The sequence below is a fragment of the Corynebacterium testudinoris genome (assembly GCF_001021045.1).
Classification (GTDB): Bacteria; Actinomycetota; Actinomycetes; order Mycobacteriales; family Mycobacteriaceae; genus Corynebacterium; species Corynebacterium testudinoris.
The window spans coordinates 1,126,835-1,151,644 of the sequence record NZ_CP011545.1 but is presented as its reverse complement, the minus strand read 5'-3'; the positions used below and the strand labels follow the sequence as shown (position 1 = coordinate 1,151,644).

The 24,810-nt window shown below is 63.3% G+C and carries 22 protein-coding genes and 1 pseudogene; 10 read left to right on the top strand and 13 right to left on the bottom strand.

Features of this window, described 5'->3' with window-relative positions; all coding sequences use genetic code 11:
- Positions 1–54: 54 nt before the first annotated feature.
- On the top strand, positions 55–1,197 hold the full coding sequence (locus CTEST_RS05585) for an HNH endonuclease signature motif containing protein (protein WP_052844310.1): 1,143 nt from the start codon (positions 55–57) through the stop codon (positions 1,195–1,197).
- Between the two features lie 248 nt (positions 1,198–1,445).
- Here CTEST_RS05585 and ilvC read toward each other — a convergent pair whose 3' ends face one another.
- The 3 genes from ilvC to CTEST_RS05570 form a co-directional block, all read right to left on the bottom strand.
- Positions 1,446–2,459 (bottom strand): ketol-acid reductoisomerase, encoded by a 1,014-nt coding sequence (gene ilvC / locus CTEST_RS05580; RefSeq protein WP_047252910.1) that lies wholly within the window; start codon positions 2,457–2,459, stop codon positions 1,446–1,448.
- A 112-nt stretch (positions 2,460–2,571) separates the two neighbouring features.
- Positions 2,572–3,087 (bottom strand): acetolactate synthase small subunit, encoded by a 516-nt coding sequence (gene ilvN, locus CTEST_RS05575; RefSeq protein ID WP_047252909.1) that lies wholly within the window; start codon positions 3,085–3,087, stop codon positions 2,572–2,574.
- A 5-nt stretch (positions 3,088–3,092) separates the two neighbouring features.
- The gene (locus CTEST_RS05570) at positions 3,093–4,967 is read right to left on the bottom strand and encodes an acetolactate synthase large subunit (RefSeq protein ID WP_047252908.1); all 1,875 of its coding nucleotides are present in this window, start codon (positions 4,965–4,967) and stop codon (positions 3,093–3,095) included.
- Between the two features lie 287 nt (positions 4,968–5,254).
- Here CTEST_RS05570 and CTEST_RS05565 point away from each other — a divergent pair, with 287 nt between their 5' ends.
- Genes CTEST_RS05565 through CTEST_RS05550 form a run of 4 tightly spaced genes read left to right on the top strand, consistent with a single transcriptional unit; the run spans position 5,255 to position 10,310 of the window.
- Positions 5,255–6,682, top strand: coding sequence for a mechanosensitive ion channel family protein (locus CTEST_RS05565; protein WP_047254249.1), 1,428 nt, complete (start codon positions 5,255–5,257; stop codon positions 6,680–6,682).
- 10 nt (positions 6,683–6,692) lie between these two features.
- Positions 6,693–7,196, top strand: a complete 504-nt coding sequence (locus CTEST_RS05560; protein WP_236686152.1) for a PH domain-containing protein — start codon at positions 6,693–6,695, stop codon at positions 7,194–7,196.
- On the top strand, positions 7,193–9,037 hold the full coding sequence (gene ilvD / locus CTEST_RS05555) for a dihydroxy-acid dehydratase (RefSeq protein ID WP_047252906.1): 1,845 nt from the start codon (positions 7,193–7,195) through the stop codon (positions 9,035–9,037). The genes CTEST_RS05560 and ilvD overlap by 4 nt, the downstream gene beginning before the upstream one ends.
- Before the next feature lie 10 nt (positions 9,038–9,047).
- Positions 9,048–10,310 carry a glycosyltransferase family 87 protein gene (locus tag CTEST_RS05550; protein WP_236686151.1) on the top strand — a complete coding sequence of 421 codons (1,263 nt, stop codon included), beginning with the start codon at positions 9,048–9,050 and terminating at the stop codon, positions 10,308–10,310.
- Here the strand turns inward: CTEST_RS05550 and CTEST_RS05545 are convergent.
- Both CTEST_RS05545 and CTEST_RS05540 read right to left on the bottom strand, forming a co-directional pair.
- Positions 10,294–11,106, bottom strand: coding sequence for a DoxX family protein (locus CTEST_RS05545; RefSeq protein WP_047252905.1), 813 nt, complete (start codon positions 11,104–11,106; stop codon positions 10,294–10,296). The two genes, CTEST_RS05550 and CTEST_RS05545, sit on opposite strands and share 17 nt — an antisense overlap.
- Positions 11,107–11,116: 10 nt before the next feature.
- Positions 11,117–11,827: an HNH endonuclease family protein gene (locus tag CTEST_RS05540; protein WP_083985451.1), complete on the bottom strand. Its 711-nt coding sequence runs from the start codon at positions 11,825–11,827 to the stop codon at positions 11,117–11,119.
- Between the two features lie 56 nt (positions 11,828–11,883).
- Here CTEST_RS05540 and CTEST_RS05535 point away from each other — a divergent pair.
- A pseudogene (locus CTEST_RS05535) lies at positions 11,884–12,861 on the top strand (glutathione S-transferase family protein); the annotation flags it as partial.
- Here CTEST_RS05535 and CTEST_RS05530 read toward each other — a convergent pair.
- The gene (locus tag CTEST_RS05530) at positions 12,836–13,720 is read right to left on the bottom strand and encodes a LysR family transcriptional regulator ArgP (RefSeq protein WP_047252904.1); all 885 of its coding nucleotides are present in this window, start codon (positions 13,718–13,720) and stop codon (positions 12,836–12,838) included. The pseudogene CTEST_RS05535 and the gene CTEST_RS05530 sit on opposite strands and share 26 nt — an antisense overlap.
- Before the next feature lie 70 nt (positions 13,721–13,790).
- On the opposite strand from CTEST_RS05530, the gene CTEST_RS05525 reads away from it, so the two are divergent.
- Positions 13,791–14,474 (top strand): LysE/ArgO family amino acid transporter, encoded by a 684-nt coding sequence (locus CTEST_RS05525; protein ID WP_047252903.1) that lies wholly within the window; start codon positions 13,791–13,793, stop codon positions 14,472–14,474.
- 1 nt (position 14,475) lies between these two features.
- Here the strand turns inward: CTEST_RS05525 and mgrA are convergent, their stop codons facing one another.
- On the bottom strand, positions 14,476–15,558 hold the full coding sequence (gene mgrA / locus CTEST_RS05520; protein ID WP_047252902.1) for an L-glyceraldehyde 3-phosphate reductase: 1,083 nt from the start codon (positions 15,556–15,558) through the stop codon (positions 14,476–14,478).
- Positions 15,559–15,705: 147 nt separating this feature from the next.
- On the opposite strand from mgrA, the gene CTEST_RS05515 reads away from it, so the two are divergent.
- Positions 15,706–16,944, top strand: a complete 1,239-nt coding sequence (locus CTEST_RS05515) for an Nramp family divalent metal transporter (protein ID WP_047252901.1) — start codon at positions 15,706–15,708, stop codon at positions 16,942–16,944.
- A gap of 5 nt (positions 16,945–16,949) precedes the next feature.
- Here CTEST_RS05515 and gatB read toward each other — a convergent pair whose 3' ends face one another.
- The gene (gatB, locus tag CTEST_RS05510) at positions 16,950–18,455 is read right to left on the bottom strand and encodes an Asp-tRNA(Asn)/Glu-tRNA(Gln) amidotransferase subunit GatB (protein WP_047252900.1); all 1,506 of its coding nucleotides are present in this window, start codon (positions 18,453–18,455) and stop codon (positions 16,950–16,952) included.
- Positions 18,456–18,465: 10 nt separating this feature from the next.
- Positions 18,466–18,861, bottom strand: a complete 396-nt coding sequence (locus CTEST_RS05505; RefSeq protein ID WP_047252899.1) for a YciI family protein — start codon at positions 18,859–18,861, stop codon at positions 18,466–18,468.
- A 17-nt stretch (positions 18,862–18,878) separates the two neighbouring features.
- Here CTEST_RS05505 and CTEST_RS05500 point away from each other — a divergent pair, with 17 nt between their 5' ends.
- Positions 18,879–19,805 (top strand): PrpF domain-containing protein, encoded by a 927-nt coding sequence (locus CTEST_RS05500; RefSeq protein ID WP_047252898.1) that lies wholly within the window; start codon positions 18,879–18,881, stop codon positions 19,803–19,805.
- Here CTEST_RS05500 and CTEST_RS05495 read toward each other — a convergent pair.
- Complete coding sequence (locus CTEST_RS05495; protein WP_047252897.1) at positions 19,802–20,833, bottom strand: 6-phosphofructokinase; 1,032 nt, start codon at positions 20,831–20,833, stop codon at positions 19,802–19,804. The genes CTEST_RS05500 and CTEST_RS05495 overlap by 4 nt on opposite strands.
- 26 nt (positions 20,834–20,859) lie before the next feature.
- Positions 20,860–22,218 carry an MFS transporter gene (locus CTEST_RS05490; RefSeq protein ID WP_144413228.1) on the bottom strand — a complete coding sequence of 453 codons (1,359 nt, stop codon included), beginning with the start codon at positions 22,216–22,218 and terminating at the stop codon, positions 20,860–20,862.
- A gap of 28 nt (positions 22,219–22,246) precedes the next feature.
- Here CTEST_RS05490 and CTEST_RS05485 point away from each other — a divergent pair, with 28 nt between their 5' ends.
- Entirely contained in the window at positions 22,247–22,564 is a 318-nt protein-coding gene (locus tag CTEST_RS05485; protein ID WP_047252896.1) for a hypothetical protein, read from the top strand.
- Here the strand turns inward: CTEST_RS05485 and CTEST_RS05480 are convergent.
- Both CTEST_RS05480 and gatA read right to left on the bottom strand, forming a co-directional pair.
- Positions 22,561–23,289 carry a siderophore-interacting protein gene (locus tag CTEST_RS05480; protein ID WP_047252895.1) on the bottom strand — a complete coding sequence of 243 codons (729 nt, stop codon included), beginning with the start codon at positions 23,287–23,289 and terminating at the stop codon, positions 22,561–22,563. The two genes, CTEST_RS05485 and CTEST_RS05480, sit on opposite strands and share 4 nt — an antisense overlap.
- Before the next feature lie 31 nt (positions 23,290–23,320).
- Positions 23,321–24,808, bottom strand: a complete 1,488-nt coding sequence (gene gatA / locus CTEST_RS05475) for an Asp-tRNA(Asn)/Glu-tRNA(Gln) amidotransferase subunit GatA (protein WP_047252894.1) — start codon at positions 24,806–24,808, stop codon at positions 23,321–23,323.
- Positions 24,809–24,810 lie beyond the last annotated feature (2 nt).

Sequence of the window (24,810 nt, the reverse complement as noted above, 5' to 3'; positions counted from 1 at the left end):
TTCTAACATTGTGATTAGGACACGCAAGCGACACCACAAGGGGGGTGAGCACCCGTGACCACCACCAATACCTACCACTCACCCGTAGAAGCAGCACTCCAACGCTATCTAGACCGTCTGAAGTACTACTACACCGTCAGCTCACCCCACGACCCCATCGCCCGCCGGGGAACACAACTACGACGAGACGACCACCACCTCTGGCAATCCATCCTCCCCGATAGCAACGACGACATCGACCTCGTCCTTGCTCGACTACGCCGGTCATTAGGCCGCGGCGATGGCTACCTCATGTCCGCAATTAGCGCCCACCAACGACTGCAGGAACTCCCCGCCCTCAAAGACATCCAGGAACACTACTACCACCTCGATCTCCCCCGCCTAAAAGCCATCGACAGTGTCCTATGCAAAGCAGACACCACCATCGACAAACACCTCGACCTCATCGACACCGAACTCGCAGAATTCCTCACCCCCACCCGAACCAACCAAGCCCTCCCCACCGTAGGAGCAATCAAAAAACGCCTCAACGCGATCATCATCATGCTCGACGAATCCATCTCCGCCGACGATCCTGCCCCAGCCCCAGCCGATAGCCTCTCCATCACCTTCACCGACGGTAGAGGGATGATCAGAGCTGATGTTGATGACCTCACCGCCCACGAGATTGACCAACGAGTCCGCAACTACGCCACCACCCACGGGATCAGTCAGGCCCAAGCACTAGTAGCACTGATCAAAGGAGACGGCACTACCACCGTCACGATCAATCTCTACCAAGCCTGTGACATCCCGAACGCTCCTGCGTGGGTCAGCGGACTAGGATACCTGCCCCGCTCTAAAACCCAGCACCTCCTCGACCGGGCGGACAGTCAGGTTGAAATGGATGCGATCGGGACGAAAGTCTCCTCAGCGTATGCCACCCCCGCTGATATCCGCTCCCTCGTAGTTGGATTGGATGGGACCTGTGCGATGGGCGGGTGTGATGGCCCAGCCCATAAAGCACAGATGGATCACCGGATTAATCACGCTGATGGTGGGCCCACCACGGCAGCCAACCTCGCAGCATTATGTGTCAGACATCATGCGATGAAAACGGATCGTCGGGTCTTCTACGTCATGGACCCCATCACGAGGCGGAAGTATTTCCTGTTTGCTGATGGCACGTGGACCGAGTCAGAAGGAGACGGCCACTAGCGGCAAGTGAGCGCCGGTGGATGCAGACCGTGTCCCAGCGGATAGCCAAACGTAGGGCGAGGATCAGGTCGGAGTCTCAAGCCCAAAAACGCGAAGAGCTCGAGCGGGAAGGACCACCACCGCCCCCGCCAGAACCAGAACCACCACCGTTCTAGCCGCCCCAAGAGAACCCAGCCGGACACAGAAGAACCCTCCGGGGCGAGAAGCCATCACGCGTCTCGCCTCCGAAGGGCTATCAACCGCTGCTCTTAGGCAGTGGCGTCGAGCGGGTTCTTCACCCACGACATCAAATCGCGAAGCTTGGTGCCGGTCTCCTCGATCTGGTGCTGAGCGTACTCGGCGCGCAGACCCTCAAGCTCCTTGTTGCCGTTCTCGACGTTGGCAATGAGGCGCTTAGTGAAGGTGCCGTCCTGGATGTCGGACAGGATGTCCTTCATGCGGGACTTGGTGTCGGCGTCGATGACGCGCGGGCCGGAGAGGTAGCCACCGAACTCTGCGGTATCAGAGACCGAGTAGTTCATGTTAGCGATGCCGCCCTCGAACATGAGGTCAACGATGAGCTTGAGCTCATGGAGACACTCGAAGTAGGCCATCTCGGGCTCGTAGCCAGCCTCAACGAGGACCTCGAAACCGGTCTTGACCAGTTCCTCGGTGCCACCGCACAGGACGGCCTGCTCACCGAAGAGATCGGTGACGGTCTCGGCCTCGAAGGTGGTGGGGATAACGCCGGCGCGAGCGCCGCCGATGGCAGCTGCGTAGGACAGGCAGAGATCCTTGCCGTTGCCCTTCGGGTCCTGGTCGACTGCGATGAGGCAGGGGACGCCCTTGCCGTCGACGAACTGGCGGCGGACGAGGTGGCCGGGGCCCTTCGGGGCGACCATGCCGACGACGACGTTGTCGGCGGGCTCGATGAGGTCGAAGTGGATGTTGAGGCCGTGGCCGAACAAGAGGGCGTCCCCGTCGTTGAGGTTGGGGGCGATCTCGTTCTCGAAGATCGACTTCTGGGAGGTGTCGGGAGCCAGGAGCATGATGACGTCAGCCCAAGCGGCGGCGTCGGCGTTGGTCTTAACCTCGAAGCCGGCTTCCTTAGCCTTGGCGGCGGACTTGGAGCCCTCGCGCAGGCCGATGCAGACCTCGACGCCGGAGTCGCGGAGGTTCTGTGCGTGGGCGTGGCCCTGGGAGCCGTAGCCGATGATAGCGACCTTGCGGCCCTGGATGAGGCCGAGGTCAGCGTCTGCGTCGTAAAGCAATTCAATAGCCATGAGAGAGGTTCTTGCCTTTCGCTAAAAGAATGGTTCCCATGTTGTTGTATCACATCATGAGATGAAATCCGCCCTATCTGGCGAATTTTCTCACCAGATGGGACAAATTGGCTTATTTCGAGGGTGCCATGGTCTTCGGGCCGCGGTTCAGAGCAATCTGTCCGGACTGGATGAGCTCGCGGATACCGAAGGGCTCGAGCACTTCCAGGAGGGCCTTGAGCTTGCCGGGGGTGCCGGTGACTTCAATGACCACGGAGTCCTGGGCCACGTCGACGATGCGCGCTCGAAAAATATTGGCCGCATCGACAACTTGGGGGCGGTTGGAATTGTCCGCATTGACCTTGACCAGCATGATGGCGCGGGCAATGGTGGACTCTTCCTCAAGGCGGACGACCTTGAGCACCGGGATGATCTTGTTCAGCTGTTTGGTGATCTGCTCGATGACGAGCTCATCTGCGTCCACGACCATGGTGATGCGGTTGATGCCCGGGGTGCCGGTGTCCGCCGACACGATGGACACGAGGCTGTAGCCACGACGGGTGAATAGCGCGACGACTCGGGAGATGATGCCGTCGACGTTTTGCACCAAGACGCTGAGGGTGTGGCGGGTGATGTCAGTATTCGCCATGAGACTTAGTTCTCCTTCTGCTGAGCTGATTCGTCGATGGCGGCATCGATGTCGGCGGGCGTTTCGGCGGCGGACTCCTCGTCGTCGAAGAAGGGTCGCAGGCCGAGGGCGTACTGGATCTCCGAGTTGGAGGCTCCGCCGGAGATCATCGGCCACACCTGGGCGTCCTCGCCCACGATGAAGTCGATGACCACGGGGCGGTCGTTGATGGAGCGCGCCTTCTCGATCGCGGGAATGACGTCTTCCTCGCGGGTGACGCGGATGGCGACGCAGCCCAGTGCCTCGGATAGCCCGACGAAGTCAGGGACGTATTCGCCCTGTTCGCGCAGCTTGGTGTTGGAGTAGCGGCCCCCGTAGAAGAGGGTCTGCCACTGGCGCACCATGCCGAGGTTGCCGTTGTTGATGAGGGCCACCTTGATGGGGAAGCCTTCGACGGCGCACGTGGTGAGCTCCTGGTTGGTCATCTGGAAGCAGCCGTCACCATCGATGGCCCAGACTTCGACGTCGGGCTGGCCCGCTTTGGCACCCATGGCGGCGGGGACGGAGTAGCCCATCGTTCCCAGGCCACCGGAGTTGAGCCAGGTGCGGGGGTTTTCAAAGTCGAGGAACTGAGCGGACCACATCTGGTGCTGGCCAACGCCCGCACAGTAGATGGCGTCGGGGCCCACAACCTTGGACAGCGTCTCAATGACGTACTGCGGGCTCATCATCCCGTCCGACTGCTTTTCGTAGCCGCGCGGGAAGCGCTCCTTGAGGCTGTTGAGGTAGTCGACCCATGCGCCCACTTCCGGGGCCGCCAAGTTCTTGGAGGACTTGTAGGTGCGTGCCAATGCCGAGAGGACCTCGCGGGCATCGCCGACGATCGGGACGGCGACTTCCTTGATCTTGCCGATCTCGGCGGGGTCGATGTCGGCGTGGATGATTTTCGCATCGGGGGCGAAACTGTCGACGTCGCCGGTGACGCGGTCGTCGAAACGCGTGCCGATGGCGATGAGCAGATCGGACTGCTGCATGGCGCCGACGGCGGGAACGGAACCGTGCATGCCGGGCATGCCCATGTTGAGCGGGTGGGAATGCGGGAATGCGCCGAGGGCCATGAGGGTGGTGACCACGGGGATTCCGGTGTACTCGACGAGTTCGAGCAGTTCCTTATTCGCGTCGGCTTTGATGACGCCGCCGCCGATGTAGAAGACGGGGCGCTCGGCCTGCGAGATGAGCTGGACGGCCTGCGAAATCTGCCGGGAGTGCGGCGAGGTAACCGGCTTGTAGCCCGGGAGATCAATCTTCGGCGGCCACACGAAATCTAGCTCGGCGTTTTGGACATCCTTGGGCACGTCGACGAGGACGGGTCCCGGGCGGCCGGTGTGGGCGAGGTGGAAAGCCTCGGCCATCGCCTGCGGGATGTCCTTCGCGTCGGTGACCATGAAATTGTGCTTGGTGATAGGCATGGTCACGCCACGGATGTCGGCCTCTTGGAAAGCGTCGGTCCCGAGGAGGCTGCTGCCGACCTGGCCGGTGATGGCGACGATCGGGACGGAATCCAGGTTGGCATCCGCCAGCGGGGTGACCAGGTTGGTGGCGCCGGGGCCGGAGGTGGCAATGCACACGCCAACCTTGCCGGTGGCCTGGGCGTAGCCGGTCGCTGCGTGGCCGGAACCCTGCTCGTGGCGCACCAGTACGTGACGTAGCTTGGTCGACGAGTACAGCGGGTCATACAGAGGGAGTACGGCTCCACCGGGCAGTCCGAAGACTATGTCAGTGCCAAGTTCTTCCAGGCTGCGGACGATGGCCTGAGCGCCAGTCATGCGCTCGGGGGTCCCTGCAGCTGCGGAAACCTTTTTGGCGACCGTTGCCGGGGTGGGCGATTGCGAAGCTGCCACGTTATCTAGCTCCTAATTCACAGGACTTTTTTAATTGGCGGGGCGGCGCACCATCGACCCCGGGGTGTGAGAGGTCTGAAATGAGCCAAGTCGACGACAGATTAAACAGCGACCACAATGACAAAACCCCCGTCTAGCACTAATGGTGGGTGCTAGTCGAGGGCGCTTGTCGAGACGACTGGGTAAGGCCGAAGCGGCGAGCGCCGTTAGGTAATTACCACGAGTCGAATGTTGATCATGGCCTTGATGATACACACTCGTTCCGGGATCGTCGTATCGTGGTCGGCATGCCCGTCGCTTATATGCTAACTAGGTTCTGGCAGTGGATCGCCGATCAAGGCTTGTCCTTGGCTTTATTGCTGGTCATCGCGCTATTGGTGCCCCGCGTCGGCCGGTTTGCGCAGCGGTGGATCAATCGCGGAGTGGAAGAAACCGGCGACGAGGATGAATCTAAAACCCGCCTCGTTGTGGCGGGTGTCTCGGTGTACATCGCCCAGATGATCGTCTTTTTCCTCCTGTTGGTCTTCTTCCTCCAGGTGATGGGCTTCTCGCTCGCGGGCGCCGCCATCCCCGCGACGGTGGCCTCTGCGGCCGTCGGTTTTGGCGCGCAATCGATCATCGCGGACTTCCTCGCCGGATTTTTCATCCTCACCGAGAAGCAGTTCGGCGTCGGCGACTGGGTTCGCTTCCAGGGCAATGGAATCGAGGTCGAGGGAACGGTCATCCAGGTGACCATGCGCGCGACCCGGATCAGGACGTTGGCCGAGGAGACGGTCATCATTCCGAACTCGACGGCGCGCGTATGCATCAACTCGTCGAACTATTGGTCGCGGGCGGTGGTGGTCATGCCGGTTCCCCTGTTGGGGTCTCGTAGCCCACAGGAAACCATCGAGCGTTCGGAAGCCGCCACCCGTCGTGCCTTGCGCCGCGAGGATGTCGCCCGGCAGTTGCTCGGCGAGTTGGATGTTCATCCGGCGGTGGGGATCAACCCGCCGTCCACTGTGGGCATGCCGTGGACGGTGAACATGCGGTTTATGGTGCAGGTGAAGGCCGGTTCCCAATGGCTGGTGGAGCGCGCCATCCGCACCTCGATCCTCGAGGAATTCTGGGACGAGTACGGCTCGGCCACCACCATCACGGGCGAGGTCCGCGAAACGGTCATCGCCACTTCGCTCGATGCCACCAAGCTTCTCGACGCCCCCCGTACCCCCAGTCCGCACGAATCCACCAGCGATGAACGCTCCCGCGTTCCCGACACCTTCCCCGCGGACCACGATCCTGCGGTGGATGACGGAGAAGTAAAGGAAGAGAAGGAATCGAATGTTTTCCGCTCTGAGGAGTTCAACTCCGGGTGGAAGAGGTTCGCGTCCCTGGGGGGACGCGTGCGGCCGTCGACAAGCTATTTGTTTGTTGCCCTGTTTGTGCTCCTCATTCTTAAAGGCTTGACGCTGGAAACGGCGGCCAGCTGGGACGGCAACAGTGGAGTGCTCGCTCCGCCGAGGGAGACTCCGGTGACCACCAGCGAGGTCGTGCCGACGGAACCGACGTATTCGCCGGAGCCGACGTACACCCAGTCCCCCACGCCGACGCCGACCCTGACGGACACCCCGACGCCCACGCCGACGGGGGTCACGCCAACACCCGAGGCAACGCCAGCGGAAACCCCCACCCCAGCGGCGACCCCAGAGATAGAGCCCACTCCGACCCTGAACTAGCATGGTCGGCATGAGTTCCGACGCCCCCGTTACTTTCCGCCCCGAACGCGCCAACCTCATCGTGGCGTTCCTCATCATTGCCATTGCCGGCCTCGTCCTGGGCACCATGTGGCAGTACTTGTGGATCCTGCTGTTCCCGCTGGCCTTCGTGTACTGGATCCTCCGGGCGAGGACAATCGTGGGGGACGAAGGGATTGATATTACTTACGCCTTCCGGCCAGGCACGTCGATTGGGTGGGATGACCTCAAGGGGGTTGGGTTCAAGGGCGCCCGGGCCCTGGCGACGACGAAGGACGGCAAGGAATATCCCATGCCGGGCGTTACCTTTAATTCGCTGCCCGAGCTGTCGAAGGCGTCGAATGGTCGGATCCCCGATGCGCTGACCGCGGGCCGCGACGCTGCCGACGAGAAAGTGGTCATCATCAACCGAGATGGTGATCAGATTCTGCTGACGAAGGAAGAGTACGCTGCACGTCTAGCAGCTAATCCCGAGACTCCGAGGAGCCAGCAATGATCCCTCTTCGTTCACGCGTGACCACGGTCGGCCGAAATGCCGCCGGGGCCCGCGCACTGTGGCGCGCCACGGGCACCAAGGAAAACGAGTTCGGTAAGCCCATCGTGGCTATCGTTAATTCTTATACCCAGTTCGTCCCGGGGCATGTGCATTTGAAAAACGTCGGCGACATCGTCGCTGAGGCCGTCCGCGCGGCCGGTGGTGTGCCGAAGGAATTCAACACCATCGCTGTCGATGACGGCATCGCCATGGGCCACAGTGGCATGCTCTATTCGCTGCCCAGCCGCGAGATCATCGCAGATTCCGTGGAATACATGGTCAACGCACACACCGCCGACGCCATGGTCTGCATCTCTAACTGCGACAAGATCACCCCGGGCATGCTCAACGCCGCCCTGCGCCTTAATATCCCCGCCATTTTCGTCTCTGGCGGCCCGATGGAGGCGGGCAAGGCCGTGGTGATCGATGGGGTGGCCAGCACCGCCCACGCGACGGACCTCATCACCGCTATTTCTGCGTCGGCGGATGAGTCGGTCTCGGATGCCAACCTTGCCACCATTGAGGAATCGGCCTGCCCGACCTGCGGTTCTTGTTCCGGCATGTTCACCGCGAACTCGATGAACTGCCTCACCGAGGCGCTCGGGCTGTCCCTGCCAGGTAACGGCACCACGCTGGCCACCCACACGGCTCGCCGCGATCTGTTTACCAAGGCCGGTGACATGATCGTCGACATGTGCCGGCGTTATTACGGCGAGGAGGACGAGTCGGTCCTCCCCCGCAACGTCGCCACGAAGGATGCCTTCACTAACGCGATGGCGTTGGATATGGCCATGGGCGGTTCCACGAACACGATCCTGCACACCCTCGCCGCGGCGCAGGAAGGCGAGATCGACTTCACCCTCCATGACATCGAGGAGATCTCCCACCGCGTTCCCTGCCTGTCCAAGGTGGCTCCGAACGGCATCTATCACATCGAGGATGTTCACCGCGCCGGCGGCATCCCCGCCATCCTCGGTGAGCTGCGTCGGGCCGGGCATATCAACGAAGACGTGCACACCGTCGCCTACGACACGGTCGATGGCTGGCTCAATGACTGGGATATCCGCGGCGGCAAGGCCATCGATGCCGCCGAGGAGCTCTTCCACGCCGCCCCAGGTGGCGTGCGCACGACCGAGCCGTTCTCCCAGTCGAACCGGTGGGACACCCTCGACACCGATGCGGTCAACGGGTGCATCCACGATGTCATGCACGCCCACAGCGCGGACGGCGGCCTCGTCGTGCTGCGCGGCAACCTCGCTCCCGACGGCTCCGTGCTCAAATCCGCGGGCGTGGAGGAAGAACTGTGGTCGTTCACCGGCCCGGCCCGCGTGGTCGATAGCCAGGAGGAGGCGGTCTCCGTCATCCTCAAGCGCGAGGTCCAGGCCGGCGAGGTCGTGGTCATTCGCTATGAGGGTCCCGCTGGTGGCCCCGGCATGCAGGAAATGCTCCACCCCACGTCCTTCCTCAAGGGGGCGGGCCTGGGCAAGAAGTGCGCGCTGATCACCGATGGCCGTTTCTCCGGTGGCACGTCGGGGCTCTCGGTGGGCCACATCTCCCCCGAGGCCGCCCACGGCGGGCTCATCGGGCTCATCGAAAACGGTGACCCCATCACCATCGACGTGCATACTCGCCGACTCTCGTTGGATGTGCCGGATGAGGAGATTGCACGACGCAAGCAAGCAATGGAGGCTTCGGAGAATCCCTGGACGCCTCGCCGCGAGCGCCACGTGTCCAAGGCATTGCGCGCCTACGCCAAGATGGCCACCTCCGCCGATAAGGGTGCCGTCCGACAGGTCGACTAAGGTGGTCGCGGTGACTACCGCAGCTAAAGAACCCGCCACACTCCCCCAGTCCTTCATCCTCAAGATGGTGACTGTGCTGGGATTGCTGGCGGGTCTCGGCGCTATAGGGCGGCAAATTGAGTTCACGACCTTCCCGGTGGACATGGTGGTCTACCGCGAAGGCGTGGTCGCTTTCCTCGAAGGCCGCGAGATGTATTCCGTGCGCATGCCCGCCGGGAGCACCGAGCTGCCGTTCATCTACCCGCCGTTTGGCGCCCTCGTGCTCGTGCCGCTGTCCATTCCGGGCGTCTTTTCCGATGACCAGGCCGGCAATATCATGCTGTCGGTGTCGGCGGTGTTGATCCTGGTGTGCCTGTTTTTTGTTCTGCGCACCGTCACCGCCGGCAAGGTTGATCGCCTGTCGCTCTATGCGCTGTCGTCCGTGGCATGGGCGGCCATGATGCTCATCGAGCCGGTCTATCTCAACTCAAGCTATGCGCAGATCAACGTCATCCTCATGGCGTTGGTCATCCTCGACATCGTCCCGCGCAAGCGCTGGCTACCGCAGGGAACGCTCATCGGAATCGCGGCGGCCATCAAGCTCTCCCCGCTGGCGATGCTGTTGTACTTCCTTCTTCGTGGGAAGCTTCGCCCTATCTTCGTGGCGGTGGCGTCCGCGCTCATCGCCACCGGGGCGGCGGCGCTCGTGCGTTGGGATGCCACCGTGGAGTTCTTTTCCTCCGTGCTGCTGGGCATGGGCACGGAAGCCGAGTTCGGCGTGGACTCGACCTACCAGTCCAACAGCTCCCTCAAAGGCATGATCATGCGCTGGTACTCCAGCGCAGACAGCCTCGCGGCACATGGCACGCAGGTCAACATCATCTGGCTCGGACTTGTCGTCCTCACCATCGGGTTGGGTGGGTGGCTGATGTGGGCACTGATCCGAAGGGGAATGCTTATCGACGCCGCCCTGGTCAACGCCTTCATCATGCTGCTGGTCTCACCGGTGTCGTGGTCCCACCACTGGGTCTGGCTGGCGCTAGCCCTTCCGGTGCTCGGCTGGCGTTGCGTGACCACATTCGGGGTACCCGTGGGGCTCAGCGCGCTGACGCTTGTGTGGACCTGGCTGGTCCTGCAGGAGCCGCCGAAGTGGTGGTACGGAGACAATTACGACGTCCACTCCCTGACCTACGTGGAGAAGTTCCTCATCTCCGACTTCGTGTGGTTGGCGATCGCGACGATGATCGCCATCGCCGTCAACCTGCGGAAAGTTCCGGTTAGTTCAGCGGATTAGTGCCCGCGCCGAACCACCACAGGGCGACGCCGCCGGCGATGGCCAGGAGGACGAAGACCCAGGAGCTCACGAGCGGACGACGGGCCCAGCTACGCCCATAGTCGAAGGAGTACAAGCCCGGGCCGGTGAACTGCAGCGCCACGGAGATCCCCAGCAACACCACCGAGAGCCAGACAGCCTCGGACCAGGCGAAGACGTTGAGTCCGGCGCCGGTGCCCGTGAGGGCGTGCAATGCGGTGAAGGACGAGGCGATCGTCGCGATCATGGCGAAGAACGGCGTAATGAGGCCAAGCACCAAGAACACGCCCGCGGCCAGCTGCAGCGAAGGAATGATAATCGCCAGAGCGCTCGGTACGAGGTAACCAGCGAACTCCGCTTCCAACCCGGAGATGCCAGCGTTGCCGCCGAGACGGAAGAAGGTGCCCACGGCCTCGAGGATGAGCCACACGCCCAGCAGCAGCCGGACGATCAGCAGACCGAAGTCAGTGGTGCCTCGGCGGTAGTCCGGGGCGGCGGTCTCTTCTACCTCCGTAGCCACGAAAGGATCAGAGGTGAAGGCGGCGGGAGCAGGGGCAACCGGCTCGCGATCAAAAGACACGGTCTCATACGACGGAGCCGGCGTCGGTGCGAAGTCCTGGTCGCGGTAGCTGGGTTCGGCGGCCGGGATCTCTTGCGGCGGGACGCGGCCCGCCCGGTCGAACATGGTGGTTTCCTGCTGAGAGGAGTAGGTGGGAACGTCAATGCCATCATTGTCGGGAGAATTGGCGTTGTCCGGGGTCAGGTTTTTCTCGCTCATGCCTGCCAGGTTATGACACCGACCCCGTTTTTCCTGCGACCATACCCGGCGAGCCGTCACACCGGGCCAATTCTCGGGCCAACGCATCTTTCTCCGCAGCCGTGACTGACAGGCCATAACGACCTTTCACAGCGACGATGCGTTGGGCGTAGTCACACCGGAATGCCTTGTTGGGCGGCAGCCACGTCGCGGCATCACCCGCGCCTTTTTGTTGATTGAGCCCGGCATCAACGGCCAGCAGGTTCAGCGGGTCATTGGCAAAGTCACGGCGCGTGTCCTCGTCCCAGGTCTGCGCACCCTTGGCCCACGCATCCGCCAATGCGACCACGTGATCGATGTGGAGTTGGTTGTCGCCGCGGACGAAGGCGATGGGTGTGCCGCTGTAGGGGTCGTCGAGTGTTCCGGATTCTACGAGGCAGCCAAAAGTTCCGGGTCTGATCTGCGGGTCAGTGAGGTCCCGGCGCAAAATATCGTTGCGAGTATCGCAGCCATTATGGCCCCCTTCCACCCGGACGTCATCGCTCCACCGCTGGCCGAACAGGTCGCGGTCATAGCCGGTCATGGGCGCGCGCCCCTTGACCTCGAGGGCGTCGAGGTCCGCAGGGACCACTGGTGCGGCCGGCACGACGCTGACGACGGTGGTGGGCGCGGGTACGTCGACAAGCAGGCCGCCGCCGACGGCGACGAACACAATGGCGATGAGGAGCGCGATCCTTTTCATGTCGCCTCACACCGTAGCAACCACCCCAGACACAACAATCGTGTAGGGTTGTTGATATGACATCAACTAAGGAATGGGCAGGCGACGCCCAGAACGCCTCGACCGACGGCGAATTCGTCCGCGATACCAACTACATCGACGACCGGATCGTCAACACCGTCGATGACGTCGTCGAACAGCCCGACGGCACCTTCCATTGGCCCGTCGAGACCGGCCGCTACCGCCTCGTCGCCGCCCGCGCGTGCCCCTGGGCCCACCGCGCCGTCATCGTCCGCCAACTCATGGGACTCGAAGACGTTATTTCCCTCGGCCTGACGGGCCCCACCCACGACAAGCGCTCGTGGACCTTTGACCTGGACCCGGACGGCCTCGACCCCGTTCTGGGCATCCCCCGCCTGCAGGACGCCTACCTCAAACGATTCCCCGACTATCCCCGCGGCATCACTGTTCCCGCGATGGTGGACATCCCCACCGGTCAGGTCGTGACCAATGACTATCCCTCACTAGTGCGCGACCTCATCACCCAATGGGGCGACTATGCCCGCCCGGACGCCCCAGACCTGTGGCCCGCCGATCATGTGGAGGAGATGGACCAGGTCAATGAGTGGATCTTCACCGAGGTCAACAACGGCGTCTACCGCTGCGGCTTCGCCGGATCCCAAGAGGCCTACGACAAGGCCTACGACCGCCTGTGGACAGCCTTGGACAAGCTGGAAGAACGCTTGAGCACCCGCCGTTACCTCGTCACCGATCACATCACCGAGACAGACATCCGCCTGTTCACCACCCTCGTGCGTTTTGATGCCGTCTACCACGGGCATTTCAAAGCCAACCGCAACAAGATCACCGAAATGCCCCACCTCTGGGGCTACCTGCGCGAGCTCTACCAGATGCCCGGATTCGGTGATACCACCGATTTCAAGCAGATCAAGGAGCACTATTACGTGGTGCACAAGGAAGTCAATCCCACCCAGATCGTACCCAAGGGCCCCGACCTATCCGGTCTGCTCACCCCGCATGGGCGGGAGGCAATACGCTAGCGGCATCCCGCACGGCAGTGGTGAGCCGCTCCACCAGCTCCGATTCGAGCCGCCAGCGCTGCCAATACAAGGGCACGTCCACGATGTCGTCATCCAACGTGACCAACTCCCCCGACTCCACCAGCTCGGAAGCCTGAAGCAGGGGCAACAACGCCCACCCCAGGCCCACGCGCGTGGCCTCCACAAAGGCCTCGGACGAGGGGATCTGCGAGATGGCACGCTGGCGCCGAACCGTTTCATCAAGACGGCCGTCGAGGTCGGCGTCCTGCAACGCATCATTGGGCCCGAACCTCAACGCGGGCATGCGAGCCCAATCGATGGTTCCGTCCACGGTGTAGTCCTCCTTGAGCTGCGGTGTCGACACCGCCCGATAGCGCATCACGCCGAGCTCTAGCGTGTCGCACCCGGACACCGGGGTAGCCTCCCGCGTGATCGCCCCGAGCACATCTCCCCGCCTCAACAGGGCTAGCGTGCGGGCCTCATCTTCTACTCGCAGCCGCAGGACCGCGGAGCCCATGCGGGCGACGTCGGCGAGCGCGGGGCGAAACCACGTCGCCAGGGAATCCGCGTTGACCGCCACGGACAGCGGGACGCGCTCCAGGCGGGTGCTCAGCTGCGCGTTGGTTTCCGCCTGGAGCAAAGCCATGCGGCGGGCGGCCTGCACCATGACCTCGCCGGCCTCGGTCGGGCTGGCCGGGCTGGTGCGCTGAACAAGCACTCGGCCAACCTGAGCTTCCAGCGCCTTGATCCGTTGACTCACCGCCGATGGGGACACTCCCAGCACCGCGGCGGCGATTTCAAAGCTGCCTTCGTCGACGACGGCGAGCAGTGTTTCCAGGTGGATCGGGTTCATGAAGCAATTCTAAACCAGGTTGCAGAAATGTAATTGGTCTTAAGTTCTCAGCTAAAGGAGAATATCGCTCATGTCGATTATGCTCGCCGGGTTCTTCCTCGGACTCTCCCTCATCATCGCGGTCGGGCCGCAGAACATCCTGCTGATCAAGCAGGGTATCCGCCGCGAAGGCATCACCGCCGTCATCATCGTCTGTGTGCTTTCCGACATCGTCCTCATCACCGGTGGCATCGCCGGTGTAGGCATCCTCGTGGAAAAGGCCCCCCTCGTTCTCGAGGTCCTGCGCTGGGGAGGCGCGGTCTATCTGCTCTGGTTTGCCTGGCGCACCTTCAAAGACGCCCTGCACCCGGGCTCCGTGACCGTCGTCGACGAGGCCCCGACCAGACAGCCCGAAGGCACCGGCGGGGGCAGCGCGGTCTTGACCAAGACCAGGCTCCGGCAACGAACCCACGCGACGCAACGACCGGTGTGGTTCAAACCGATGCTCATGGCCATCGCACTGACCTGGCTCAACCCCGCCGCCTACGTCGATGTGGTGGTCATGGTCGGCGGCATAGCCAATCAGTATGGCGAGGAAGGCCGCTGGCTCTTCGGCCTTGGAGCCTTGGGCGCGACCTTCCTCTGGTTCCCACTCGTCGGCTACGGCGCTGGACTCCTGCGCAAGCCACTATCTAAGCCCGAGGTGTGGCGCTGGCTCAACTTCATCATCACCGGCGTCCTGGTCGCCCTCGCCCTCAAGCTGATCCTGATGTAACTTACTCGTCGCCGTGGATCCGGGAGGCCGTGGCGTCCGCCCAAATGTTGATCCCAGCGTCTCGGGCAACCTCATCGATGGCAGCGAGTTCGGCGGCGCTGAACTCCAAGTGGTTGAGGGTGTCGAGGTTCTCATCCAGCTGGGTCACCGAGGACGATCCGATGAGCGCGGACGTTACGGTCTCTGCCCCGTAGTCACCCTGCTCGCGCAGCACCCATGCCAGCGACATCTGGGCGAGCGACTGCCCGCGCTCCTGAGCGATGTCGTTGAGCCGGGACACCATCTCCAGGTTTTCCTCGCTGAGCATCTCACCCGAGAGGGACTTCTGCGCAGCTGCGCGCGACCCCGACGGCACGCCCTTCAGGTAACGGCTGGTGAGCAGGCCCTGCGCCAACGGCGAGAAGGCGATGACACCGAGTCCATTGTCGGCAGCAGCGGTGAGGAGCGAATCGCCATCCTCGCCCGGTTCCTCGACCCAACGGTTGACGATGGAATAGCTCGGCTGGTGGATCAGCAGCGGGCAGCCCTCTTCGGCCATGAACTCCGCGGCCTCGGCCGTGAGCTCGGGACCATAGGATGAAATACCCACGTAGAGGGCCTTGCCGGACGCCACAATGTCGCGCAGGGCGTACATCGTTTCCTCCAGGGGGGTCTCCGGGTCCGGACGGTGGTGGTAGAAGATGTCCACGTAGTCCAGGCCCATGCGCTCCAACGACTGATCAAGCGAGGCCATGAGGTACTTGCGCGAGCCACCGAAGCCGTAGGGCCCCGGCCACATATCCCAGCCGGCCTTGGAGGAGATGACGAGCTCGTCGCGGTAAGGCTTGAAATCCTCCGCGAAGATGCGACCGAAGTTGGTCTCCGCCGAGCCGATCGGCGGGCCGTAGTTGTTGGCCAGGTCGAAGTGGGTGACTCCCCGATCGAAGGCGCGCCGCAGGATGGAGCGCTGGGTCTCTAGCGGCTTGTCGTCGCCGAAGTTGTGCCACATGCCGAGGGAGATGGCGGGCAGTTTCAGGCCCGACCGTCCCACTCGGCGATACGGCATGGAGTCATAGCGGTTATCTGACGGGTGATAGGTGCTCATAGAGAACCATTGTGCCAGTGGACCAGGCCGGTGGACCTCCACGCTTAAATTCTCAGCGTATTTATATCTACCAAATGACCGAATCCTGTGTTAGCCTCGTCACATTGACGGTCAGGCCTATGCCTCTCAATGAAAGGACCCTCCGCGATGTCCTCACCACCCACCTCCCGTAAATGGACGGTCATTGGCCCCGGTCTGGTGGCAGCGGCCACCGGCGTCGGCTCTGGCGACCTCGTGGCCACGCTCATCGCCGGCCAGCGCTATGGCTACGCACTCCTCTGGGCATGCGTAGCTGGAACGCTCATGAAAATCGTCCTCGTCGAGGGGGTGGGCCGCTATACGCTAGCCACCGGCAACACCATCTTCCACGGCTGGTCCACGCTGGGTAAGTGGACGACCTGGTACTTCGCCCCCTACATCGTTATCTGGGGCTTCGTGTACGGCGCTGCCGCCATGAGCGCCTCCGGCATGGCGCTGGCCGCCCTCTTCCCCGGAACTCCCCTCCTCATGTGGGCGGTGTTCTCCGGCTTGATCGGCTTCGGCCTGACGTGGCTGGGCCACTACAAAATGTTCGAGAAGGTCATCGCGTTTCTCGTGGCAATCATGTTCCTCACGGTGGTGGGTATCGCCACCTTGTCACTGCGTAACCTGCCGGAAATTCTCACCGGTCTCATCCCGACGCTTCCCGAGGGATCCTTTGTCTACGTCCTCTCCCTCGCCGGAGGTGTGGGCGGCACCATCACGCTCGCCGCCTACGGCTACTGGCTGCATGAAAAGAAATGGGACTCACCACCGTGGATGAAGGTCATGCGCCTGGACAATTCAGTGGCCTACATCGTCACCGGCATTTTCGTCGTCGCCATGCTCATTGTCGGCGGCGACCTGCTCTACAGTGCAAACATCGCGGTGTCGTCCGGCGATAAGGGTCTCGTGGACCTGGCCGAGGTGCTCAATGACCGGTATGGATCAGGAATGGCCACCGTATTCCTCGTGGGATTTTGGGCCGCAGCCGTGTCCTCCGTCATCGGCGTATGGAACGGCGTGTCCATGATGTTCGCCGACTTCATCGGCCACCTACGCAAGCTCCCCAAGGATCATCCCGATACCCGCTCGGGCGGGAAATACTACCGCTGGTACATCCTGTGGTTAACGTTCCCCCCGATGCTCCTGCTGTTCCTGGGCCGCCCGACGGCGCTGGTCATCGCCTATGGCGTCCTAGGCGCGTTCTTCATGCCATTCCTCGGGCTGACCCTGCTCATCCTGCTCAACACGAAACGCACACCACAGGAGTGGCGCAACGGGTGGTTTAGCAACACCCTCATGGCGATCATTTCGGCGTCGTTCGTGTTTATCTGCGTCACCGAGATCGCCAAGCTGTTGACGTAGCGCAGCTACGCCAGCTTCTCGGCGATGAGCTTGTTCACCTGGGCCGGATCGGCCTTGCCACGGGTGGCCTTCATGACGGCTCCGACGATTGCGCCGGTGACCTTCGTGTTGCCCGCGCGGTACTTTTCCACGATGTCCGGGTTAGCGGCCAGGGCCTCGTCGACGGCGGCCTCGATGGCGCCGTCATCGCGCACGACCTCCAGGCCGCGCTGGGCGACGACCTCGTCCACATCACCCTCACCGGCGAGGACGCCGTCGACGGCTTGGCGCCCGAGCTTGGTGGTCAGTTTCCCTTCCTTGACCAAGGCGATGACGCGGGCGACCTGTTCCGGGGTGATTGCCAGGGCATCCAGATCCGCCTCGGCTTCCTTTGCCTTCGCCGCCAGGTAGTTGACCCACCAGGCGCGGGCCTCGTCTGGGGTGGAGCCTTCCTCGACGGTGGCGATGATCAGTTCCAAGGCGCCAGCGTTGACGAGGTCGCGCATCTCGGCGTCGGGGAGCTTCCACTCCTGCTGAATGCGGGCGCGGCGGACCCACGGCAGCTCGGGCAGCGTCGCCCGGATTTCTTCCACCCATTCCTTCGGGGCGATGACCGGCGGCAGATCCGGATCGTTGAAGTAGCGGTAGTCCTCGGAGGTCTCCTTCGGGCGCCCCTTGGAGGTGGTGCCGTCCGTCTCCTGGTAATGGCGGGTTTCCTGGACGATGACCTCGCCATTTTCGATGGCGGCTGCCTGGCGCATCATCTCGAAGCGCACGGCCTGCTCGACGGACTTGAGGGAGTTGATGTTCTTCGTCTCGGTGCGGGTGCCAAATTCCTCTTGGCCAATGGGGCGCAGCGAGAGGTTGGAATCCACGCGCATGGAACCTTGATCCATGCGGGCATCGGACACCCCGAGCGCCTTGACCAGGTCACGCAGGGCGGAGACATAGGCCTTGGCAATCTCCGGGGCACGCGAGCCTGCGCCCTCGATCGGCTTGGTCACGATCTCGATGAGGGGGATGCCCGCGCGGTTGCAGTCCACCAGCGAAGCAGTGGCGCCGTGGATGCGCCCCGAGGTGCCGCCCAGGTGGGTGAGCTTGCCGGTGTCTTCTTCCATGTGGGCGCGCTCAATCTCCACGCGCCACTCGGTGCCGTCGAGGAGCTGGACGTCCAGGTAACCGTTGTAGGCGATCGGCTCGTCGTACTGGGAGATCTGGTAATTCTTCGGCTGATCCGGGTAGAAGTAGTTCTTCCGGGCGAAACGCGAGGACTCCGCGATGGAGCAGTTCAGTGCCAGACCGATCTTGATGGCCCATTCAACGCCCTTGGCATTGACCACGGGCAGCGCACCGGGCAGTCCGAGGGAGACGGGATCAACGTGAGAGTTCGGGGCCGCACCGAAATGAGCGGAGCTTGCGGAGAACATCTTCGTCTCCGTGGCTAATTCAACGTGGACCTCCAGGCCCATGACGGGGTCAAACTTCTCCAGAACGTCGTCGAAATCCATCAAGTCATACATCGGGGCAGTCATGGGCCAGATTTTAGCCCGTCTCGCCCTCATCGTCCGCCATCGGGGCGCCGTAGGCCGGGCGCAGCTCCAACCACTCTCGTAGTGGCACCCCATCCTTGCCGGGAGCGGCCGCGAGCTCGGCGGCGAGTTCCCTGGCCCGGCGGGCCGAGGGGACGTCGATAAGCATCCAGCCAGCCACCAGGGCCTTGGAAGCGGGGACCGCGCGGGTGGAGCCGCCGGCGGTGATCAATTCGGCCTCCTCCGACAGCGCGAGACTGTCCACGAACTCACCGCTGGCGCGCAGCTTGTCGGCGAATCGTTCCATGTAGTCGACGTGGGCGCGAACATCGTCCGGTGTCCACGTGGACATGGGAGGGAAGTCGGCGGGGACGCCGCGATAGTGCTTGATCAGTGCGTAGCGGGGCATTTTTATAGGATACGGGAATGAGACTTTCCATCATTCGCGGCGGAACCAGCCGAGCAGTCTTCCTTCACCTGCGTGATCTGCCTGCTCTCCCGGCCGATCGCGATGAGCTGTGCCTGCGGTTGATCGGAAGCCCCGATCCCCTGGCCATTGATGGGCTCGGTGGCGGGGTCTCGTCCAACAGCAAGGTGATGTTTGTTGGCCTGCCGCCTGAGCATCCAGATTGTCCGCCGACTGTCGACCTGGTCAGTGTGTTCGCGCAGGTCTCCCCCACCGAGCCCCACGTCGATTGGTCTGGCAATTGCGGCAATATCTCTGCCGCCATCTCGACGTTTGCCGTCCACCACGGGCTGATAAGCCCGCGGGAGACCGTCCGCGTGTGGAATGCCAACACCGACAGCATCTTCGAGCTTTCCCATTCAGGTGAGCGTATCGACGTCCGCTTCCTCGCCCCCGGCACACTCGGCCCGCGAGTCATCCTCCCGGACAGTGGCCTTGAGGCCAGCCTCGTCGACATCGCCAATCCGATTGCGATGCTGCGGGCTGCTGACGTGGGCATAGATACGTGTGCCACTCCGGCCGCGCTCAACGCCGATGAGGAACTCCTCGACCGACTCGAGGAAATTCGCCAGGAAGCGGCAGGCCTCATGGGCCTGGACGGCCCCGTGCTTCCCCGCCTGGCGTTACTCGGCGAGGGAGATCCGTTGCCCGTTCTCATGACCTCGGTTGGGCGGGTCCACCATGCCCTGCCTGCGACAGGCATCCTCGGCATTGGTGGCGCGCTCGCCCTCGGCGGCACCATTGCTGATCGGCCACCAAGCACAGAAACCGTCCTCCGGCACCCGAAGGGCACCGTGACGGTTTCGGCTTCAGTAGTGGACGGCGAGTTGGAGTGGGTTGCACTTGCCCGCAGCGCCCGCCTCATCATGGACGGCGAAGGCTTCTAGCCAAACATCGCCTGCGCGGTGGTGTAGCGATCCAGCGGCACGGTCTTGAGGTGACCCACGGCGACGTCGAGGGGGATGTTGATGATCCGCTCGCCATCGAGCGCGACACAGGTTCCGAACTTGCCCTCATGCACCGCGCGGGTGGCGCGCACGCCGTAGCGCGTAGCCAGGACGCGGTCGAAGGCGGTGGGGGTGCCGCCGCGCTGAATGTGACCCAGGACGGTGGTGCGGACATCGTGGCCCAGGCGAGCGTGAATCTCGTCGGCGACCTGCTGGCCAATGCCGGTGAACAGCTCGTGGCCGAACTGGTCAACGCCGCCGGAACGCAGCTCCATAGTGCCCTCCTTCGGGGCGGCACCTTCGGCGACGACGATGATGCCGTACTTCTCGCCCATCTGGAAACGGCGCTCCATGGCCTTGCAGATTTCCGCGATGTCGAAGGGCACCTCGGGGATGACGGTGTAGTGGGCGCCGCCGGCGAGGCCAGCGTGCAAAGCAATCCAGCCCACGTGGCGGCCCATGACCTCCACGATGAGGATGCGGTTGTGAGACTCCGCGGTGGTGTGGAGGCGATCCACCGCATCGGTGGCCACGGCCACGGCAGTATCAAACCCGAAGGTGTAGTCGGTGCCGTAGACGTCATTGTCAATGGTCTTGGGCACGCCGACAACCGGAATGCCGTTATCGGAGAGCCACTTGGCGCCCTTGAGGGTGCCTTCGCCGCCGATGGGGATCAGGGCATCAATCTTGGCGTCCGCAAGGTTAGCCTTGATCTGGTCGAGGCCGGCCTTGAACTTATCCGGGTGCAGACGGCCCGTGCCGAGGATGGTGCCACCGCGCAGCAGGATGCGGTCAATGTTCTCGTCGTCGTAGAGATCCACGCGACGGTCCTCCATGAGACCGACCCAGCCGTCTTCGTACCCGACGACTGTCGAGCCGAATTCGGCGCTGGCGGTGCGGACGATTCCGCGGATAACTGCGTTGAGTCCGGGGCAGTCGCCGCCGGAGGTAAGGGTGGCAAGTCGCATGACCTCCACTCTATCCCCGCGTCCGCCTACACGCGAAGGCTGGGACGGAAGAAGGAGACGGCGACGAAGCCAAGACCCAGGGCGACAGCAGGAATGAGCAGGGCGATTGCCATGCCGTGTTCAAGTCCGAGTGCGACCGATCCCACTTGCATCGCTGCACCCACCATCGCGGCACCAAGAACGGAACCGATCTGGCGGGTCGTGTTGTAGACCCCGGACGCCGCACCCATGTACGCGAGGTCGACGTCGCGCATCGCCGTGGCAGAATTCGGTGCCCAGATGAAGGAGCTGCCGAGCCCGTACAGGCCGATGGCGAAAAGGAAATAGTACGTGGGGGCGTCGGACAGCATGATCCAGCTGGCGACCACGAGGGAGACGGCGGAAATACCGAAGCCCACCATGGACATCACCCGCGGGTGGTAGCGGTCAGAGAAGGGACCCACGAGCGGGGAGCCGATCATGGCGATGATCGCCATGGGAACCATCATCAGGCCCGCGCGGGAGGAATCAAGTCCACGGCCATCCTGCAGCCACACCATGATGGGCAGCATCATCGAGGACACGGTAAATCCCATGGTCGCGATGGAAAACGCGGCGAGGGAGAAGTTGCGGTTGTGGAAAATCCCCAGCGGAACCAGCGGCTCGTCCACCCTGGCTTGAAGGCGAACGAACCAGTACAGGCAGATAAACCCGACGATGAGCAACCACCACGGCCAGCCAAATTCGGGGCCCTGTTGGATGGCAAAGACGAGCGAGGTCATGCCGACGAAGGAGACGATGACCGAAGGGACGTCGATTTTCTTCGCGTAAGTGGGCAGGCGCGGGACCCACAACCCGGACAGCACGATCGCCAGCACGCCCACGGGGACGTGCAATAAGAAGATGCCCTGCCAGCCGACGGTGCCAACGATGAACCCGCCCACGACCGGGCCGACGAGGCTGGCAACAGATCCGACTGCACCCCACACACCGAGCGCGGCACCCCGGTTTTCCTTGGCAAAGACACGGTTGATCACGCTCATCGTCTGCGGGGTAAGGATCGCCGCGCCGAGGCCCTGGACGGCACGACAGGCAATGAGCACCTCAATCGTGGGGGCGAAGGCGCAGGCCACCGCCGCGAGCGTGAAAATTGCCACGCCCGTCTGGTACACCGCGCGCTGCCCGAACCGATCCCCCAATCGGCCGGTGAACAGCAGCGGCACGACGATGCACAGCAGGTACACCGACGTGACCCACACGACCTGGTTGAGCGAGGCGTCGAAGTACTCCACAAAGGACGGCATGGCCACGGCCACGATGGTCTGATCGACCAAGATCATGAAGAACCCGAGACAGAGCGCGGCGAGTGCACGCCACGCCTGGGGTTTGGGAAGGACCGTGTTCATTCGCACGAGTGTAACTAAGATCAAAAACATGATCGATCTCAAGAAACCAGAAGAAGTTGCTACCGCCCCAGTCGTCGCGTTGGGTCTGGTCGGAGGCTGGCTCACCGCCCGCGAGACCGGCGTGCGCCCGCTCGGCGGGGTGCTGCTCGCCGCGGCCGGAGGATGGGCAGTGCGCAGCTGGCTGGCCACGTCCGGGCCGGTGACCGCCGTTGGTTTGGGCGCGTTGTACGTCGGCGCGTTCGGCGCCTCGCACCCGTTGGCAAAGAAAATCGGCCCCTGGCCCGCCGTCATCTCGGTGACGGCGGTAGCTGCCGGGGCCGCACATTACCTAGCTGACCGCCACTAGGCCTGTTCGGCGGCGTCCAGTTCCGCGTTGAACTCGCGCTTAGACGCCTGCCACTGGTCTTCGGTCATGCCGATGCGCCAATAGCCGGAGATGGATACGTCTTTCCGATCGACGTCGCCGTCAATGAACAGAAAACGCCGCATTTCCTTGATCATTTCCGCCACGCCGTGGATGAACCACCCCGTGCGTTGCGGCGGAATGCCCGCGGCCCGCACGGCCTCCGATAGCCGGGTGCCGTGGGTCGCGCCCTGCCGGGGCACCCAATGCACGGTGACTCCTGCTGGTTCGGGCATCTCGAAGGTGTCGTCGCAGGTTTCTACCTCGATGTAGACTTCGGCGCTCGCCCCGGCCGGGAGCTTGTCTAGGCCCGCGGCAATCGCCGGGGCAGCCGATTCATCCCCGGCGAGGACGAAGTGGTCATAGTCCCCCGGGTGCCAGGCCCCGCCCGGCCCGCGGTACTCGATAGTATCCCCGACCTGGGCCCGCTGGGCCCACGGGCCAGCCAACCCTTCGTCGCCGTGGGTGACGAAGTCGATGTCGACGTGTCCCGTCGTGGTGTCGGCCCGACGGAACGTATAGGTCCGGGTCACCGATTCACCGAACACGATCTTGATGTAGTGATCGGTGTGCGGCAGTTCCGCCCCGACGAGATCGGGGAAATCGAAGCTGATACGCACCAGGTCGTTGGTGAGGCGACGGACAGCGGTGACGGTGGCGTGGGACAAGGGACGAACCTCCTGATTGGCTTAGGTGACCCTAAGGTACCAGGCGGCCCGCTTCGTAGGCAGAACCGATGCGGTAGAGACGGTCGTCGAAAAACGCCGGGGCCATGATCTGCAGGCCGACGGGCAGCCCGGTGTCCGAGGCGAAACCGGAGGGCACCGACATACCGCACAGTCCCGCGAGGTTGAGCGGGAGCGTGCACAGGTCGAAGTTATACATCTCCAGTGGATCGGAGACCTTCTCCCCCAGTTTGAAGGCCGTCGACGGGGTCGTCGGCGTGACCAGCACATCCACCTTCTCGTAGGCAGCGGCGAAGTCCTGGGCGATGAGGGTACGAACACGCTGAGCCTGCAGGTAGTAGGCGTCGTAGTAGCCCACCGACAGGGCGTAGGTGCCGATGAGGATGCGGCGTTTGACCTCCGGGCCAAAACCTTCGGCCCGCGAGAGAGACATCACTTCTTCGGCCGAGCGAGTGCCGTCATCACCGGCGCGCAAGCCGTAACGCATGCCGTCGAAGCGAGCGAGGTTGGAGGACACCTCGCAGGGCATGATGAGGTAGTACGCGGCCAGCGCGTCATCGAAGTGGGGGCAATCCACCTCGATGATCTCCGCGCCCTGCTCGGTGAGCTGACGCAGGGCTGCATGGTAGTTCTCCATGACACCGGGCTGCCAACCTGCGCGGTCGAACTGCTTGACCACGCCGACCTTGACGCCGCTGAGGTCACCGTTGGCGCCTTCGCGGGCTGCCGCGACGACCGGGGCGACAGGCCGGTTGACGCTGGTGGCGTCGAAAGAATCGTATCCGGCGATGACCTCGTGCAGCAGTGCGGTGTCCAGGACCGTGCGGGCCGTGGGGCCAGCCTGGTCCAGCGAGGACGCTGCGGCGATGAGACCGTAGCGGGAGACGGTGCCGTAGGTGGGCTTGACGCCAACGGTGTTGGTCAGCGCGGCCGGCTGGCGAATGGAACCACCGGTGTCGGTGCCAATGGCGATGGGGGCTTGACCCGCAGCCAGAGCCGCTGAAGAGCCGCCACCGGAACCACCCGGGGTGCGCTCAAGGTCATAGGGGTTGCGGGTGACGCCGTAGGCCGAGTTCTCCGTGGAGGAACCCATGGCGAACTCATCCAGGTTGGTCTTACCCAGGATCGGGATGCCGGCCGCGCGGATCTTGGCGGTAACGGTCGAGTCGTAGGGGCTCATCCACCCGTCGAGCATCTTCGACGCCGCGGTGGTGGGCGCATCGGTGGTGGTGAGCAGGTCCTTGAGCGCCAGGGGGACGCCAGCTAGCGCCGAGGCCGGGGCCTCGCCCTGATCCAGAGAGGCGTCGACGGCGTCGGCTGCGGCCAGAGCTTGCTCCGCGCCGACGTAGAGGAATGCGTTGACTTGATCGTCGGTCTCGGCGATGCGATCGAGGTGCGCCTGGGTGACCTCACGTGAGGTGACCTCGCGGGAGTGGATCTTCTCGGCGAGCTCGGCGGCCGAGAGGGACGTCAAGCCAGAATCCGGAACGGTGTAATTCATGG